The sequence below is a fragment of the Sphingobacterium faecale genome, from assembly GCF_016746095.1.
GTDB classification, from domain to species: Bacteria; Bacteroidota; Bacteroidia; order Sphingobacteriales; family Sphingobacteriaceae; genus Sphingobacterium; species Sphingobacterium faecale.
The window spans coordinates 272,459-286,997 of record NZ_JAERTY010000010.1 but is presented as its reverse complement, the minus strand read 5'-3'; the positions used below and the strand labels follow the sequence as shown (position 1 = coordinate 286,997).

General features: G+C 40.8%; 8 protein-coding genes and 3 tRNA genes. All 11 read left to right on the top strand.

All coding sequences use genetic code 11. The features are described 5' to 3' along the window. Positions 1 to 108 precede the first annotated feature (108 nt). Entirely contained in the window at positions 109 to 1,593 is a 1,485-nt protein-coding gene (locus tag JKG61_RS18600) for a glycoside hydrolase family 10 protein (RefSeq protein ID WP_202104462.1), read from the top strand. Positions 1,594 to 1,703: 110 nt separating this feature from the next. Next, complete coding sequence (locus JKG61_RS18595; RefSeq protein ID WP_202104461.1) at positions 1,704 to 3,542, top strand: outer membrane protein assembly factor BamB family protein; 1,839 nt, start codon at positions 1,704 to 1,706, stop codon at positions 3,540 to 3,542. Between the two features lie 18 nt (positions 3,543 to 3,560). After that, positions 3,561 to 6,053, top strand: coding sequence for a glycoside hydrolase family 9 protein (locus JKG61_RS18590; protein ID WP_202104460.1), 2,493 nt, complete (start codon positions 3,561 to 3,563; stop codon positions 6,051 to 6,053). 78 nt (positions 6,054 to 6,131) lie between these two features. Beyond that, positions 6,132 to 6,950, top strand: coding sequence for an N-acetylmuramic acid 6-phosphate etherase (gene murQ / locus JKG61_RS18585; RefSeq protein WP_202104459.1), 819 nt, complete (start codon positions 6,132 to 6,134; stop codon positions 6,948 to 6,950). Between the two features lie 11 nt (positions 6,951 to 6,961). After that, on the top strand, positions 6,962 to 8,452 hold the full coding sequence (locus JKG61_RS18580) for a sodium:solute symporter (protein WP_202104458.1): 1,491 nt from the start codon (positions 6,962 to 6,964) through the stop codon (positions 8,450 to 8,452). A 180-nt stretch (positions 8,453 to 8,632) separates the two neighbouring features. After that, entirely contained in the window at positions 8,633 to 9,448 is an 816-nt protein-coding gene (locus JKG61_RS18575; protein ID WP_202104457.1) for a purine-nucleoside phosphorylase, read from the top strand. Between the two features lie 84 nt (positions 9,449 to 9,532). Further along, positions 9,533 to 11,515, top strand: coding sequence for a putative porin (locus JKG61_RS18570; protein WP_202104456.1), 1,983 nt, complete (start codon positions 9,533 to 9,535; stop codon positions 11,513 to 11,515). 145 nt (positions 11,516 to 11,660) lie between these two features. After that, positions 11,661 to 11,738, top strand: a tRNA-Val gene (locus JKG61_RS18565). A gap of 7 nt (positions 11,739 to 11,745) precedes the next feature. Next, positions 11,746 to 11,820 (top strand) — tRNA-Val (locus tag JKG61_RS18560). Positions 11,821 to 11,856: 36 nt separating this feature from the next. After that, positions 11,857 to 11,931: transfer RNA gene (locus JKG61_RS18555), tRNA-Val, on the top strand. Between the two features lie 235 nt (positions 11,932 to 12,166). Further along, complete coding sequence (locus JKG61_RS18550) at positions 12,167 to 14,512, top strand: outer membrane beta-barrel family protein (RefSeq protein ID WP_202104455.1); 2,346 nt, start codon at positions 12,167 to 12,169, stop codon at positions 14,510 to 14,512. The last annotated feature ends 27 nt before the right edge of the window (positions 14,513 to 14,539 follow it).

Sequence of the window (14,539 nt, the reverse complement as noted above, 5' to 3'; positions counted from 1 at the left end):
TCAATCGGTGACTCATGGTTGCCGATTGACTTTAGCCTACACTGGGTACTTAAGTAAAACGATAATTGAGATGTTGATATTTTTAGGAAAATTTAAAGAAATCAAGGAATGAATAAGATATATAGTTTTTTTGTTTTATTAATAGCTACTTCTCTTTTCTTAGAAAGCTGTAAGAAAGGTGGTGGTGGAATTGATGAAGTCGGACCTGGGCCAGATGGAGGGCAGAAGGAATTGATTCTTCCTCAAAAGGAAATGCGTGGGGCTTGGATAGCAACAGTTTGGGCTTTAGATTGGCCACGTACTGCGGACTTTCAAGATGTAACATATGATGTGACAATTCAGAAAGAAAGCTATAAAGCTATGTTAGATATGTTAAAGTCCAAAGGTTTTAATACGGTGTTTGTTCAAGTTCGCGGAATGGGGGATGCTTTTTATAATTCCTCGTATGAGCCATGGAGTGCTAGCATTTCTGGTGTTAGAGGAAAAGATCCAGGGTATGATGCACTTCAGTTTATGATAGATGAAGCGCATTCTCGTGGACTCGAGTTCCATGCTTGGATCAATCCATATCGGATTTCAACTAGAGCATCTGCAGCAAGTGTATATCCAGCTCTACATTCTTCTGTAGATCCTTCTTGGGTAGTGGATCACGAAAAAATCAGGATATATAACCCTGCATTACCGGCTGTTCGTCAACGGTTAGCCGATATTGTCAAGGATATTGTTACTAAATATAATGTCGACGGGTTGCATATGGATGATTACTTTTATCCTGATCCAGCTTCTGCGGGAGTAATGAAAGCTGATGATACAGATTTTCAACAGTATAAAGGTAGTTTTACGGATATTAAGGCTTGGCGACGAGATAATGTTGATAAAGCCATACAGTTAATATTCAATACAATAAAAGATAATAAACCACAGGTTGTGTTCTCAATTTCTCCAGCAGCAAGTAAAGATTATAATTATAATACATTATATGCGGACTTGGGGAAATGGTGTAAAGAGGGTTGGGTGGACATATTAATTCCTCAGCTTTACCAAGAGATAGGCAACTCAGCTAATGATTATAAGCTTAATCTTGCTATATGGTCGCAGTATTCCTATAATGCTCGTTTAGTGATTGGGCATGCTTTATATAAATTTGGTGTTCAAGAAAGTCCTCAGGCTTTTCAATCCACACAGGAATTAGTTAATCAGTTTGAGTTAAGTAAAAAGAATGCCAAGGCCGTGGGAAGTGTGATGTATAGCGCACGGGATGTTTATTACAATAGAAAAGGCATTACAGATCAGTTGTCTCAGTTGTACAGTCATAAAGCAATAATTCCCTTTGCTGGAAGACAAGTGGCAGCGCCAAGTACTACACCGGCTAATGTGGTTCTATCAGGCAATGAGCTGAGTTGGGCTACTCAGTCTGGGAGCAATATACGTTATGCGATATATTATTTCGCAGATTTGGAAAAGGAAGGTACATTGATCGATGTAGTTACATCAAATAAAGTGAATGTTGCCGAAAATGGATATTATAGCGTCACTTCTTTAAATGTCGATCATTTGGAGAGCAAGCCATCAAGTCCAATACGGAAACAATAGGACTGTTTTTTTCTGTTAAAGATAGTGTGTGAGTGATTGTATGGGATGATATAAAATTGGGGAAGTTATAGCGTTATAACTTCCCTTTTTATCAATTAATAACCATAATTATGAATTGTTTTAAACTGGGAGTGTTTGTTGTTTGCTGGTTTACAGTGTTAGCGGCAATCGCTCAAACTCCGTTCAAATTTGCGCAAGTGACCGACACACATGTGGGTGGAGCTACTGGAGCTGACGACCTGAGGCGCACCGTAGCTGATTTGAACAATCAAAAAGGGATAGATTTTGTGATCTTATCCGGTGATGTGACTGAATTTGGCTCGGATGAGGAGTTGGCTCTCGCTAAACAGATACTGGATAGCCTTAGGCTCCCATTGTATGTAATCCCCGGTAACCATGATAGCAACTGGTCTGAAAGTGGTGCCAATTCTTTTCGTAAGGTGTTTGGTGGAGAAACTTTTTTCTTCGAGCATAAGGGTTATCAGTTTATGGGGACGACATCTGGGCCTAATATGCGGATGAGTCCGGGACAGATACCCCGTGAAAATCTGGTATGGGTGGATTCGGTTTTTAAAGCGAATCCAGATCGGAGTAAACCGTTGATCTCGATCAATCACTATCCCTTGGATTCCTCTTTGAATAACTGGTTTGAGCTGGTGGATCGCTTACAGCAACGCAATGTGCAATTGGCGCTTTGCGGACATGGCCATATCAATAAGCTTTACAGCTGGGATGATATCCCTGGAGTGATGGCGCGTTCCAATCTTCGTGCTAAGGATGAGGTCGGTGGGTATAATATTGTTACGGTTACGGGCGACTCTGTGTTCTTTCAGGTGCGTAAACCCGATGTCGTTACGGAAGATTATTGGTTGAAACTTCCTCTTCAGCGCGCGGATTTTAAAAGTAATTATCCAAGGCCGTCTTACACGGTAAATAAAACAACGAAAGCGAAGGTCATATGGGAATACCAGGATCATGGCGATATCGGAGCTGGTATCAGTTCGGATGGGCAACGGTTGTTTACCGCAAATACAGTAGGCGAAGTCTATGCGATTGATCTGAGTACGGGTAAGCGGATATGGTCTTTTAAAACTGATGGTAAGGTGTATAGTACACCTGAAGTTTATAAGGGTATTGTGGTTGTTGGCTCTTCTGATCGTCATGTTTATGGTATTGATGCTAAAACAGGTCATAATAAGTGGAAACTTGAAACGGGTAAGGCTGTTTTGGGAACGGCGGTTCTGGAAGGTGGCAATGCCTTTATCGGTGGCTCGGACGGTGTCTTCCGTTGTATACGTATAGCTGATGGTACCTTGCTGTGGACCTTTGATGAAGTAAAGGGCTATGTCTCTACGAAGCCGGCTATTGCTGATGGTAAGGTGATCTTTGGAAGCTGGCAGAATGGATTTTATGCGCTAGATGCAAAAACAGGAAGGAAGGTCTGGGAATGGAACAGTGGTGCTACCAACCGTATGTTTTCTGCGGCGGCTTGTTATCCTGTAGTAGCCAATAGCCGCGTATTTATTGTGGCACCAGACCGGTTTATGACGGCATTAGATCTAAAGACCGGAGAGCAGCTGTGGCGTGAGAAGAAAGGTAATCTAAAGGTGCGGGAATCGATGGGGCTCTCGCCGGATCGGAAGTTTGTCTATGCGAAGACTATGGATGGTGAGTTGATCGGTGTTTCTGTGAGCAAGGATAGTATGTCTGTGGATTGGAAATCTAAATTACAGCTACCCTATGAGTTGACGCCTACTGCAATATATAGCAGTAAGGACGTCATCTTTGTGCCAAGCCATTCCGGATTGTTATCTGCCGTAGAACCGAAAACCGGAGAGGTCTTATGGCAGTATAAGATTTCAAACGGCATGATCAATCCTCCATTGGTACTAAAAGATAAAATTGTAGCCAGTACGATGGATGGAAAAATTGTCATGTTAAAATATTAACAGTTGATTGTTGAAGGTATGAAGCAAGTGCTATTATTTCTCTTGATGCTGTTGACTGTATCTACTCTTTTCGCTCAAGAGCATAGCTGGATAAGAGTAAATCAGCTGGGGTACCCGCCTGAGGGCAAGAAGGTCGCTGTCTGGGTGACAAAAGCTGATATTGGCGATATCCGTACCTTTGAAGTTTTGAACGCAAAGGACGGTACATCGGTTTGGAAAGGGAAGTTTAAATCTGCCTTTGGGGCTTACGGCCCTTTCTCAAGAGGCTATCGCCTTGATTTTTCAAATCTGAAGACCGAAGGTGAGTATTACTTGAAATCGGATGATGGGACGGAATCTGCTCGCTTTAGAATAGCACAGGATGTGTATCAAGGGGCTGCGGATTTTGTGCTGCGTTATATGCGTCAACAGCGAACCTTGTTTAACCCCTATCTAAAAGACAGCTGTCATACCCACGACGGTTTTACGATGTATGCCTCTTCTGTCGGGATGCCGGATAGTACGTGGGTGGATGTCGCCGGAGGCTGGCACGATGCATCGGACTATTTGCAATATGCGACCACTTCGGCTAATGCTACTTATCATTTGTTGGCTGCATATCGGGATTTTCCAGAGGTGTTTGGCGATGAAAAGCAAGCTAATGGATTGGACGGTAAAAATGGGGTCGCAGATGTACTTGACGAAGCGAAATGGGGATTAGATTGGCTCGTTAAAATGCATCCTGAACCACATATCATGTTCAACCAGATCGCGGATGATAGGGATCATGTTTCATTAAGACTACCCGGGCAGGATTCGCTCTATGGAAGGGGGCACGAGCGCCCCGTTTATTTTATTGATGGTAAGCCACAGCAAAGGGGTAAGTTTTTGAATAATACTACTGGAACAAGTTCTACAGCGGCAAAGTTTGTAAGTGCTTTTGGACTTGGATACGATCTACTGAAAGAAAGCCATATGGATTATGCTTCGGTACTAAAAGCAAAGGCTAAGACAGCTTATAGCTATGCTAACCTTATACCCGGAGTAACACAGACTGTATCGGTGAAATCCCCATATATCTACGCTGAAGATAATTGGGTAGATGACATGGAGCTGGCTGAAGCCTGGATGTACAGATTGAACGGCAATACGGAGCATTTGCAAAATGGACTATATTACGCAAAGCAGGAAGCAGTCACCCCTTGGATGATCCGGGATACGGCCAATCATTATCAATATTATCCATTTATAAATCTAGGGCACTACGAATTGGCTAAGGTTGGTGATAAAAGAGTTAGAACGGAGCTGATTAAATATTATCGTCAAGGAATCGATGAGGTATGGAATAGGGCAAAACAAAATATGTTCTATAGAGGGGTGCCTTTTATCTGGTGTAGCAATAACTTGACGACGTCTTTTGCGATTCAGTGCCTATGGTACAGGGAGCTGACAGGAGACCGTAGGTATGAAGAGCTGGAGCAGGCCAATTTCGATTGGTTATTTGGGGTCAATCCTTGGGGAACGAGTATGGTGTATGGTTTGCCAGCCCACGGTGATACGCCGATGGATCCTCACTCGGCTTTCACTTATTTGCATCAGTTTCCTATTGATGGAGGCTTGGTCGACGGACCTGTGTATACCAATACCTATAAGAACCTGATCGGTATAAAACTGACAAAACCGGATTCTTATGCCGAATTCCAAAGTGATCTGGCCGTATACCATGATGATTTTGGAGATTACAGTACGAATGAACCAACGATGGATGGTACGGCTTCGTTGGTTTATCTCATGTCGGCAAAGGAGGCGTTTTCAAAAAAAGGAAGTAAGCAGCAGAAAGGTAGAATGGAGAAAGATTCGTTTGGAGCGGTAATAAGAGGGGATAGTACGCTGCGGCAGGTAAGTTTAGTTTTTACAGGGGATGAGTTTCGAGATGGAATGCCTGTTGTTGCCAAGGTGCTAGAGGAAAAGCAGATAAAAGGATCATTTTTTGTTACAGGGGAATTTCTGAAAGATAAGGAAACTGCGAAGCAGGTGCGGAATTTGATTGTCAAGGGCCATTATGTGGGGCCTCATTCGGATCGACATCTGTTATATATGCCTTGGGAAGATAGAGATAGATTATTAGTGACACAAGGCGAGTTCAAAAGGGATATTAAAAAAAATATAAGACGATTGGAGAGATTAGGAGCTAAAGATATTCGTAAGTTTATCCCTCCTTATGAATGGTACAATTCAACGATAGTGAATTGGGCTAATGCGCTTGGTTTAGAGGTTTATAATTATACGCCTGGAGTGAGAACTCCCACAGACTATACATTTCCAGAGATGGAGGATAGATACTGGTCTTCGGATAGAATTATCAAGCAATTGTTGGCATATGAACAGCGGAGTAATCTGAATGGCTATATCATTTTAGTGCATCTAGGTACAGATCCTAGAAGAGCAGATAAATTATATAATAGACTCGGAGAATTAATTGAGGAGATTCAATCAAAAAACTATAAATTCGTGACATTGGAAAAATTATAACTGCGTTTTTTTGCATGTTTTTCAAAAAAGTAGCATATTTACGAAATGTTACCAAGTGATACTATATTTTCGGAACCGATGATAAATACAACAGAGAAAGATTCTAATTACCAAGACCTGGACAAAATGTCGGTTCTTGAGTTGCTTAATAACATTAATAAAGAAGATAAAACGGTTCCGATGGCCGTTGAGAAAGCTATACCTCAGATCGAAGCGTTAGTGAAAGTTGCTGTCGACCGTATGAAAAATGGAGGACGTCTATTTTACATCGGAGCCGGAACAAGTGGTCGCTTAGGGATATTGGATGCTTCGGAGTGTCCGCCGACGTATGGTGTTCCATTTGATTGGGTAATCGGTCTTATCGCCGGAGGGGATATCGCTATACGTAAAGCGGTAGAATTTGCGGAGGACGATATGGAACAGGCATGGATAGATCTGGAAGAGTATGCTATCAATGCAAATGATGTGGTAATCGGTATCGCGGCATCGGGGACTACGCCGTATGTAATCGGAGGGTTGGAAAAAGCGAATGAAAATGGGATTGCTACAGGTTGTATCGTCTGTAATGGAAATTCACCGGTTGCCAAATGTGCGCAATACCCTGTGGAAGTAATTGTTGGACCTGAGTTTGTTACTGGATCGACACGGATGAAAGCTGGTACTGCACAAAAATTGGTGCTGAATATGGTGAGTACTTCGGTTATGATACAGCTGGGCAGAGTCAAAGGGAATAAGATGGTCGATATGCAGCTTTCTAACCACAAATTAGTGGCAAGAGGTGTGCGTATGGTGATGGCTGAAACTGGGGCTGGAGAAGAAATAGCAACGATGTTACTGGAAGAGTTTGGTAATGTACGTAAAGCAATCGAGGCCTTTAAAGTGAAACAGCAGATATAAATTTTTACCGTATGTCACCTATTATTTTATTATCTTTTTTAATTGTTTACTTCGGTGTGTTGTTGGCTGTAGCACATTTCACTTCGAAAGGATCTGCTGATAACTCTACTTTTTTTGTTGCGAACCGCAACTCGAAGTGGTATATGGTCGCTTTTGGAATGATCGGTACAGCATTGTCGGGAGTAACTTTTATCTCCGTGCCAGGTGCTGTAGGAGCTTCGAATTTTAGCTATTTTCAGTTTGTTCTGGGGAATGCGGTAGGTTTTGTCATCATTGCTTATGTATTGCTGCCGCTCTATTATAGAATGAATCTGACTTCGATTTACACCTATCTGGAGGAACGGTTTGGACACATGACCTACAAGACAGGTGCTGCTATTTTCTTGGTGTCAAGAACAATAGGGTCGGCTTTCCGTTTGTATTTGGTGGCTATCGTATTGCAGCATTTTATTTTCGATGCTTGGAATGTTCCTTTTGCTATAACCGTGGTTATCTGTTTGGTCCTTATTTGGTTATATACAAATAAAGGTGGATTGAAGACTATTATTGTCACGGATACACTTCAGACTACATTTTTGATAACTGCTGTTATTCTTTCTATCTATTTTATGGCCAAAGGGCTTGATTTTGGTATAGTGGATACGTTTGAGGCTGTTAAAGAGAGTTCTTATTCCAAGATATTCTTTTGGGAGGATTTCGTTGGTAGTAAAGCTAATTTTTGGAAACAGTTTCTAGGAGGAATATTTGTTACGATCGCTATGACGGGGCTTGATCAGGATTTGATGCAGAAAAACCTTTCTATGGGGACCATCAAGGAAGCACAAAAGAATATGATTACTTTTACAAGTGTATTTGTGGTTATCAACATCTTTTTTCTAGCGGTGGGAGCTTTGTTGTATATTTATGCGGAAAAGAATGGTATTGATATTTCCTCTCTCGCTACACGAGATTACCTGTACCCTGAAATTGCATTAAATCATCTCGCAATATTGCCAGCGATTATATTTATGATGGGATTGACTGCTGCTACGTTTGCGACAACAGACTCGGCATTGACGGCATTGACAACGTCGTATTGTGTTGATTTCTTAAACTTTAATAAGAAAGAAAATCCAAATGACCCTGCATTGGTGAGAAAAAGAAATTATGTGCATTTTGGTTTTTCGGTGCTCATGCTGTTGGTCATTCTGGTCTTTAAGCTAATAAACAATGATTCAGTTGTGAACGCGATATTTACTGCAGCAAGTTATACGTATGGACCTTTATTGGGTTTGTTTACATTTGGTATGCTGACCAAAAGGGCGGTAAATGATAGATTGGTGCCGTATATCTGTATTATTTCACCTGTACTATTGTTCTTGCTGAATACCTATGTTATTTCTGTGTATACACCGTATGTCATAGGCTTAGATCTGATCATCCATAACGGGTTGATTACATTTTTATTATTGTGGGTGACATCACCTGGCCAGGCGACAGAGAAAGCTTTGTCACATAAATAGCTTTCCATTTTTCGAGTTGGATAGACCTTCAAAAGGTGGCTGTTATAGGTCTTCTTTTGAAGGTCTTTTTGTAGGTGATAAAACCGGACGGCCTATAACCTATTTTTAACCTTAAATAACAAGGGAACTTCGATATAAGTTAAGTATCTTTATTCTATATTAACTGTTATTTTGTACGATATGTATCACTTGATTGACGACACTGTCTCTGCGATCCGCCGAAAAATTGGAGACTTTGATCCGGAGTTTGGAATTATATTGGGTACTGGGCTAGGTGGCTTAGTGGAAGAAATAGAGATTACTCATCAGATAATGTATGCCAATATTCCTAACTTTCCGATATCAACAGTAGAATTCCATACGGGTAAGCTCATATTTGGTACACTCAATGGGAGGAATGTGGTCGCTATGCAGGGAAGATTGCATTATTATGAAGGATATACTATGCAGGAGGTTACATTTCCAGTGCGGGTAATGAAAGCGCTAGGTATTCAAAAGCTGTTTGTGTCGAATGCCTCAGGATCCCTGAACCCTGACATTAGGAGAGGAGATATAGGGATTATTGAAGACCATATCAATCTTCTGCCGGACAATCCACTACGGGGCGGGAATGATGCTAGTTTTGGGCCTCGTTTTCCAGATATGAGCGCCCCTTACGACAAAAAGATGGTAGCACAGGGAGTACAGATTGGTGGCAAGTCAGGGGTGAGGGTACATAAGGTGGTATATGTTTCGACCATGGGACCAAATCTAGAAACAAAAGCCGAATACCGGTATATGCGTATCATCGGAGGGGATATCGTGGGGATGAGTACGGTGCCGGAGGTGATTGTCGCTAATCATATGAACTTGCCGGTATTTGCGATATCTGTGATAACCGATGAAGGATTTCATTCGGATTTAAAGCCGGTGTCGCTCCAGGATATTGTCCGGGTAGCTGCTGAAGCTGAACCGAAAATGACTTCTATTTTAAAAGAATTAATAGCCATGCAGTAAAATATAATTTATCCGTTATTTTTGCAGGAATATCTCCTCTATCAAAAAAGTAAGAAAGAGGAAAGATTGTTTAAGAAAAGATTCATGAATAGTAGTCTACGTATTTTTTTTATTGTCCTGATGTTTCTAGTCTGTGGTTTCAATGGGTTTACACAGCAGGAAGAGGGGTTTAGTAGTGCTTTGGATTCAGCACGTGCATTGGAAGACAATAAGAAGGACTCTGTCGTTTTTTCTGCAAAGTATGTGCGTTATGCAACGCTGGATATGCTGAAGTATGCGACATATACCAGACAAATAGATACGACACACCATAATTTTCAATATTTTAATAAGCAGAATCTTCCTTGGGATCCAAGTATTAATCTTGGTTCGTATGGCTTGGCTACGCGTGATCTTCTGTTTACACCGGATAAGCGAATTGGTTTTCAGCCGGGCTTTCATGGGCTAGAGCGGTATCTGATTACTTCGGATTCTGTGAATTATTATCGTGCGCGTGCGCGCTATTCGGAACTCTATGCTGTAGGTTTTTTTTTCGATGACCAAATCTTTAGAGCAAAGTTGGCACAAAATATTAATCCTCAATGGAACATAGGTGCTGAGTATCATGCAGCGAATACCGAAGGATATTATCTGAATCAAAATTATGCTGATCGCAAAGGCGCTGTCTTTTCTTGGTATGAATCGCCAACTAAGCGTTATAATATGATCACGAACTTTACATTCAATAAGTTGGACGCTACGGAAAATGGATCTGTAACGAATGATAGTTTGTTTCGGGATCCGAAAGTGGGAGCATTGTACAGTGTGCCGGTACGGCTTACAGGGCAGCAGAAAAATCGGCCTTATAATAAATGGAATGATTATGGGCTTTTTCTACGACAATCATACTTTATAGGAAGATTGGATACGTTACATAAAGGACAGCCTGAAATGGAAATACATCCGACAAACTCTATTGCGCATAACTCTTCATTTAGGCAGCGTAAGTACACTTTTTTTAAGAATGAAGCAGATAGGTCGGAAGCATTCCCTTTTGGGAACGCGGAGCTGGTAAGGGACACGACGAGTGTAACGACGATAAGCAATGAATTTACCTATTCATTTTATCTACGGAATAAATCGTTGTTGAAAAATGAAGCAAAGTTAAATCTTGGTTTTCAAAATGATCTAATCTGGTATAAGGATAGTCTCACAAATGACTTTTTTCAAAATAGTACCGTTAAAGGGGAATTGACTTACCAATTCAGCGATCGTATCAATGTGAGAGTCTCAGGAGACCAAATTGTAGTTGGGCGAAACTTCGGTGATTTTTTGTATGAGGCGAATGCTGATATTGCGATAGGGGGTAAGATCGGGAAGATTTCGCTAGGAGCTTATACACAGAATAAGTCACCGGAAATGGTATTTGATAGGATGAATTATACGTACCACCAATGGTCTAATAGTTTTGATAAGACGAAAACTCAGAATCTTTCTTTTATGTACAGTAACCAGACTTTGGGCTTTAGTGGTAAAGCTGAATATTTTCTTATCAATAAGTACTTATATTTTAAGGAGATCGATAATCCAGATAACGATGAACGTTTAGACCGCGTTATCGAGCCTACGCAGACTGGGGCACTAAATTTACTGAAAATTACCGCTGCTCAGAAGCTTACGTTTGGAAGTTTTACCTTTGATAATAAAGTGGTGTATCAGAAGTCTGATGCTATGGCTGTATTGATGACTCCAGAGTTGTATACTTGGCATAGTCTTTATTACAGTGGCTTTTGGTATAATGTTCTAGATTTCAGGATCGGTACCGATGTTAGGTTCAATACACCGTTTAGAAGTCCTTCTTATGCTATAAACGCAGGTCAGTTCTATCAAGATAACGTAGGTATTGAGTTTTCGACATATCCTATTGTTGATTTTTGGATTACGGCAAATATTCAACGTGTAAATCTGTTTGTGAGTAACAATTTTACAAATCAATATGTAGCACCAAAAGGTTATTACACGGTACGGAGATACCCCATGAACCCTGCTAATTTTAGGTTTGGTGTTTCTTGGAAGTTTTATGATTAAATTTATCTAATTGTATTATAGTATATTGTGTTTTAGTGGTTGAAAAATGTTTGTTAAATATTTTGAAAATAGAAATTTAGACCTATATTTGCACACGCAATCAACGAAAGGGATTGTGTAGTTCTTAAAAGAGAAATAATATAATGGAGAATTAGCTCAGCTGGTTCAGAGCACCTGCCTTACAAGCAGGGGGTCACTGGTTCGAACCCAGTATTCTCCACCAAAGCCTCGGAGGATTAGCTCAGCTGGTTCAGAGCACCTGCCTTACAAGCAGGGGGTCACTGGTTCGAACCCAGTATCCTCCACACAGAGCATCAAGTAATTGATGCTTTTTTTTTACCGGGAGTTTAGCTCAGTTGGTTTAGAGCACTACCTCGACAAGGTAGGGGTCACTGGTTCGAGCCCAGTAATTCCCACGATTTTTAAAGCATCAGTTTACTGATGCTTTTTTGCTATAGACCAATTTTGAGTTTTTATGTTTATCGTCTACATTCTTTATTCCGCAAAGCAGGTCATTCCACTCGTAATAACAAACACTCTACATTTCTACGGTAATAATTTATAATAAGGTTCGGGAAAGCTGTTGTTGGGCAACTTATAAGTAAACAGTTAATTTATACTCAGTCTAATTTAGGACTATTAGTTTGCTACATGAGGCTTTATTTTTTATTTATTTTATTCTTTATCTGTTCTTCGAGACTAACGGCTCAGATTTCTTTATCAGGAAAGGTCTATTCTCTTCAGGGAAAGGCTTTGGACCAAGTGAATGTACAATTATTGTCTTTGCCAGACTCGTCTATTTTTATGGAACGCAAGACTACAGAAGATGGCGCCTTCTCTTTTAACTTGAATAAGGCTGGAGACTACACACTACGTTATTCGCATATTGGTTATGAGACCTTATTGAGTAAGAATTATAGGTTGCTTTCGGGGGATAAGGCCACAGCTATTCCCGCTATGCTTATACATCAGTCTGTAGAACTAGAGGCTATTTCTGTAAGAGGAAAGGCTCCAGCTGTTCGGCAGTATATAGACAAGATGGTTGTTGATGTGGCGGAAAGTGTAGTCAGTGAAGGTAACAATGTGTTAGAGCTTCTTGAAAAGACTCCAGGTATTGTTTCTGATGGTAAAGGCAATTTTTCCATTCAGGGGAGGACTGGTGCGAAAGTGAAAATAGATGGAAGAGATATCTACCTTTCTGGCGCGCAGCTTGCCGCCCTATTACGCGGTATGCAGGCTTCTGATATTGCTAAATTGGAACTGATGGCGAATCCTTCATCAAAAGAGGATGCTTCTGGTACAGCTGGTTCAATTAATATTGTAACCAAGAGAAATCGCAGGTTAGGTTTTGGCGGTGATGTTTTTGCCCGTGCAGGACAGGCACGTAAGCCAGAGGGAAGTATGGGTGGTGGGTTTCACTTTAAAAACGATAGGCTTAATACCTTTGTCAATGCATCGGTAGGGAGAGAGGAGTCTAAGCAGCATAGCGTCACCGAGAATAGGTTTTATAGTAATGGTGAGTTGGCTCGAGTCCAAACCCAGAAAGAAGAAACGAGGCTAGACCCTGGTCGGTATCATAGTTTGCGTACCGGAGCTACCTTCGAAATTGATACGAATACTACCCTAGAAGCAAGCATTAATTGGATTAAGGGAACATTTATTTCAAACTCAGTTGTCGACACACGAACTGAGACCGTTGGTGTAACTACTGATGCACGAACTTCAAATACATTCGATGAGGGGTATAATAATCTTACGTTTAACGTTAATTACAATAAGAAATACGCTGGAGATGAACATTTCCTAAAGGTAAATCTGGATTATGCACCGCATACGAATAAATATGACAATATGTACCGTACGCAATTTTTAGATGGGACAGGAGCGGTAGAAAGAATATCGGCGAGGAAGAATGTTCAGGACTTAAGTAATACGACCTACACTGCCCGGATGGACTATAGTAAGCCTTATACTAATTCTAAGTTAGAATTGGGTTATAAGTTCACCCATTTTTTTATCGATAATAGTGTCCAGAATGATACCCTTGTCCACGATAAGTGGGCGCTGGATAATAATAGCTCAAATAATTTTCAATATACACAGCATGTACAGGCTGCTTATTTTATCTATTCCGGAAAAAGTGGCAAGTTTGAATATCAAGCGGGGCTGCGTGGTGAATATGCTTATATAGAGACTGTGCAGAAAACTTTAGGGAAGAAAAACCGGAATAATTATATGGATTTATTTCCTAACGCCTTTGCATTATATAATTTCAATTCCAATAATTTTCTACGGACCTCTTTTGGAAGTCGTATTGAACGACCAGGTGATCACGATGTAAATGTCTTTCGGGTCTATGAAAATGCTTTTTCCTATTATGAAGGAAATGCTGATTTAGAATCGGAACGGAGCTATACCGTCGAAGTTGGACATGGATTCAAAAACAAGTTGTTTACAACATTATCGAGCAGTTATGGCAAGAATGTGATCACATGGATTACTAGGGCCGCAAAGGATGAAAATGTCACATTCAGTACACCAGAGAATATAGGGCGTTTTATTAACTATAGTGCAAGTGTGATGTACAATAGTTCATTTGTCTCATGGTGGTCGGGAAGTCATTATGTTAATGTATTTCATAATGAGTATATAGGTGAGGTGGATGCTATCGACTTAGATTCGAAGGGCTCGAGTTGGTCTTTCAACTCAAAGCATACGCTGCAGTTGAAATGGGGGATAAGATCCGAAGTATTGGGCTACTATAACTCAGGGGTGACGACAGGAGTGCAGAGAAAGGAAGCTACATATGGAGTAGATTTTGGTGTCGAAAAGAAGCTACTAGGAGATCGGACCATGATAAAGTTAGCGGTTAATGGTCTCATCCGGAACGGGAATCCTCGATTAACAAGTAGGTATGACAATCTGGTATTGAGCCACTCGAGCTATCCAGATAATAGAAAGGTTTTGTTGTCCCTTAGCTATCGCTTTGGAGCGTAATATATAAGGATGAAAATTCGGTAGATT